General features: G+C 65.0%; 4 protein-coding genes. 2 read left to right on the top strand and 2 right to left on the bottom strand.

All coding sequences use genetic code 11. From position 1 onward, the window contains the following. The first annotated feature begins 120 nt into the window (after window positions 1-120). Window positions 121-1,002: a uracil-DNA glycosylase gene (locus EN969_RS21125; RefSeq protein WP_164758394.1), complete on the top strand. Its 882-nt coding sequence runs from the start codon at window positions 121-123 to the stop codon at window positions 1,000-1,002. Window positions 1,003-1,056: 54 nt separating this feature from the next. Continuing rightward, window positions 1,057-1,869, top strand: coding sequence for a helix-turn-helix transcriptional regulator (locus EN969_RS21130; protein WP_013532623.1), 813 nt, complete (start codon window positions 1,057-1,059; stop codon window positions 1,867-1,869). On the opposite strand, the gene EN969_RS21135 is transcribed toward EN969_RS21130, so the two are convergent. After that, window positions 1,870-2,772: a DMT family transporter gene (locus tag EN969_RS21135; RefSeq protein WP_244506971.1), complete on the bottom strand. Its 903-nt coding sequence runs from the start codon at window positions 2,770-2,772 to the stop codon at window positions 1,870-1,872. A 71-nt stretch (window positions 2,773-2,843) separates the two neighbouring features. Beyond that, a partial coding sequence (locus EN969_RS21140; RefSeq protein WP_164758395.1) for a molybdopterin cofactor-binding domain-containing protein occupies window positions 2,844-3,714 on the bottom strand: 871 nt, incomplete at its 5' end.

The following is a 3,714-nucleotide window of genomic DNA, read 5'->3' on the forward strand; positions in this document are numbered from 1 at the left end:
CCGCCGCACAGGCGGGTTTTTCGTTTGATGCTCCGTCAGCCAACGCGCCGGCGAGAGGCTCCGAAGGAACCCAAGCTGCCAGCCTTGCAAATTGCCGCCACGCGGACGAATGTGGAATCGATGACTGCCGCTTCCCCAACCAACAGACCTGATATCGCCGACCTGCTGGCGTTTTACGCCAGCGTGGGCGTCGACGAGGCGCTCGAAGAGCAGCCGGTGAACCGGTTCGCCGAGGTTGCGCAAAAGCCGATGGAGCGCGCGCCGATCGCAGCGCCTTCGGGTGGCACCGCCGCACCGCTGCGCTCGACGACCGTGTCCCGCGGCGAAGCCGGGGACAGAGCAAATGCACCACCCGTCGCGCGGTCGCCGTCTGCGACGACTGCGGTTCCCGACGAAGCGCAGGCGGCACTTGCCCGCCAATTGGCGACCACAGCAACGACGCTGGACGAGCTTCGCCAGCATATGGCGGCGTTCGAGGGCTGCAATCTCAAGGCCACCGCCAAGAACCTGGTGTTTGCCGACGGCAACCCGGAAGCCGCCGTCATGCTGGTCGGCGAGGCGCCCGGCCGCGACGAGGACATCGAGGGCCTGCCCTTCGTCGGCCGCTCGGGCCGGCTGCTCGACCGCATGCTGGCCGCGATCGGGCTCGACCGCACTTCAGCCTATATCGCCAATGTCATTCCCTGGCGGCCGCCGGGCAATCGCACGCCGACGCCGCACGAAACCGAGATCTGCCGGCCGTTCATCGAACGGCAGATCGAGCTGGTCAATCCCAAGGTGCTGATCAACCTTGGCGGCCCGTCGGCCAAGACCTTGCTCAACACCTCGGAAGGCATATTGCGGCTGCGCGGCAATTGGCGCGTTCACACGACGGCATCCGGCATCGCCATCCCGGCCATGCCGACGCTGCATCCGGCCTATCTCCTGCGAACCCCGTCGCACAAGAAGCTGGCGTGGCGGGATTTCCTCGAAGTGAAGGCAAAGCTGCGAGCGCTCACCTAGCGATAACCTCGCAGGTAATTGAAATGCCGTCCTCACCAGCCTAACCATTCACTCATGACAACAGCCCAAACCTCCGCCGGCAGCCTTATTCGCGAATGGCGCACGCGCCGGCGCATGTCGCAGCTCGACCTCGCCATGGAGGCCGAAATCTCGCAGCGGCATCTGAGCTTCGTCGAAAGCGGCCGCGCCGCGCCCTCGCGCGACATGGTGCTGCATCTGGCCGAGCAATTGTCGATCCCGCTGAGGCAACGCAACCAGTTGCTGCTCGCCGCCGGCTTTGCCCCCAGTTTCGGCGAACGCTCGCTGACCGACACGACAATGGCGCCGGCGATGGCGGCGGTCGAAATCGTGCTCAAAGGCCACGAGCCGTTCCCGGCACTCGCTGTCGACCGCCACTGGAACCTGGTTTCGGCCAACGCCGCCATCGCTCCCTTCCTTGCCGATGTCAGCGAGGCTTCGCTGCTGACGCCGCCGGTCAACGTGCTTCGCCTCAGCCTGCATCCCGGCGGCATCGCGCCACGCATCGTCAACCTCCAGGAATGGCGCACGCATCTGCTCGAGCGCCTGAAACACCAGAATGACGCGAGCGGCGACGCGGTGCTGATCGAACTCGAGCGTGAGCTGAGGACTTATCCGTCAGGCTTGAGAGGCAGCCGGCCGTCGCCGGTCGAGGCGAACGCCATCGTGCATCCGCTCAGGCTGGCGCATGGCGATCAGGTGCTGTCGTTCATCAGCACCATCACCGTGTTCGGCACGCCGCTCGACGTGACGCTTTCGGAACTGGCGATCGAATCGTTTTTCCCCGCCGATGAACAGACGAGGACGGTGCTGGTTCGGTTGGCGAAGGAACGGGCCGAACGTTCGTAATCACCCTTCAGGCAAAGATGCCTTGCGCGTGCGGGTGCGCTCCAGGCCGAGCTGGCGTTCGCGCCAGATGATGAAGATGCCGGCGGCGACGACGATCAGGCCGCCGACAAGCATATGGAGCGTGGCGACGTCGCCGAAGACGAGATAGCCGACGACGAGGCCTAGGATCATCGAGGTGTATTCGAACGGCGCCACGACCGAGGCTTCGGCATGGCGATAGGCCGCCGTCATCAGGATCTGGCCAAGGCCGCCGCAGAAGCCGGCGGCAACAAGAAGGGCCGCCTGGAGCGGCGTCAGCGCCTGCCAGCCGAATGGCAGCGAGAGCAGCGACATGACGCTCGCCGTCACCGAAAACCACAGCACGATGGTCGCCGTACGCTCGCTTTGCACGAGATTGCGCACCAAGAGCATGGCGACGGCCGAGATCGCCGCCGCGACAAGAGCGGCCATGACGCCAAGCACTTCCTGGTCGTCGAGCGCCTGGTCGGAACTCAGCAGCGTCAGTTCCGGCCAGGAGATGATCAGCACGCCGACCAGGCCGACCGCGACCGCACTCCAGCGATACACGCGGATAGCCTCGCCGAGGAAGATGGAGCTGAACACCACCACCAGCAGCGGCTGCGCGTAGTTCAGCGTGATCGCTTCCGGCAGCGGCAGCCGGGTCAACGCGAAAAAGCCGAGCCCCATGGCGCAGACGCCGACCAGGCCGCGGGCGATGTGGTTGAACGGACGCTTGGTGGTGAAGGCAGTGCCGAGCTCTTTCCTGAAGGCCAGGAAGGCGATGATCGGGAAGATGGCGAAGAAAGAGCGGAAGAAGACAATCTGGCCGGCCGGAACCGTGCCTGCGGCTTTGATGCAGGTCTGCATGCCGACGAAGACCGCCACCGACACGATCTTGAGCATGATGCCGGTAAGCGTGTCGTGCCCGCCGGCATCATCGCTGGCTGTGGCCGAGGGGCTGCCGGGGCCCGCTGTCACGCTCCCGACGCTTCTCGGATCGTCGCCCAGATACGCGCCGGCGTTGCCGGCATGTCGATGTGCTTGACGCCATAAGCGCGCCAGAGCGCGTCGGTCACCGCATTGAGTGCCGCCGGGGTCGAACCGATGGTGCCGGCCTCGCCCGCGCCCTTGATGCCGAGTGCATTGGTCGTCGACGGCACGTTGCGGGTCTCGAAATGGAAGAACGGGAAATTGTCGGCGCGCGGCATGGCGTAATCCATGAAGCTCGCCGTCAAAAGCTGTCCGTCCTCGCCGTAGATAGTGTCCTCGGTCAGTGCCTGGCCGATGCCTTGCACGACGCCGCCATGCACCTGGCCGGCGAGCAGGATCGGGTTCACGGTCACGCCGAAATCGTCGACGATGGTGTAGCGGACAATCTCGGTCGCGCCGGTGTCGGGATCGATCTCGACCTCGCAGATATGAGTGCCGTTGGGATAGGTGCATTCGTCCTGCACGAACTCGCCAAAGCCCTTGAGATCGTCAGGCGTCTTGGCGGCCTTGGCGATGCTGGAAAAATCGAGCGAGCGATCGGTGCCGACGATGCGGGCAACACCATCGGACAACTCGATGTCGCCGGCAGAAGCCTCCAGCTCGTCGGCGGCGATGCGCTTGATCTTGTTGGCCAGATCCTCGCCCGCGCGGGAAGCCGACACACCCCCCAGCGGAATGGAGCGCGAGCCGCCGGTGCCGCCGCCGGCCTTCAATTCATCGGTATCGCCCTGGCGGACATGGATTTTGTCGATGTCGAGATTGAGCTTTTCCGACAGGAACTGCGCATAGGCGGTGGCGTGTCCCTGTCCGTTGGTCTGGGTGCCGATCTTCAGCGTCACCGTGCCGTCGCCATTG

The sequence above is a fragment of the Mesorhizobium sp. M7A.F.Ca.CA.003.01.2.1 genome (assembly GCF_003998945.1).
GTDB lineage: Bacteria > Pseudomonadota > Alphaproteobacteria > Rhizobiales > Rhizobiaceae > Mesorhizobium > Mesorhizobium ciceri.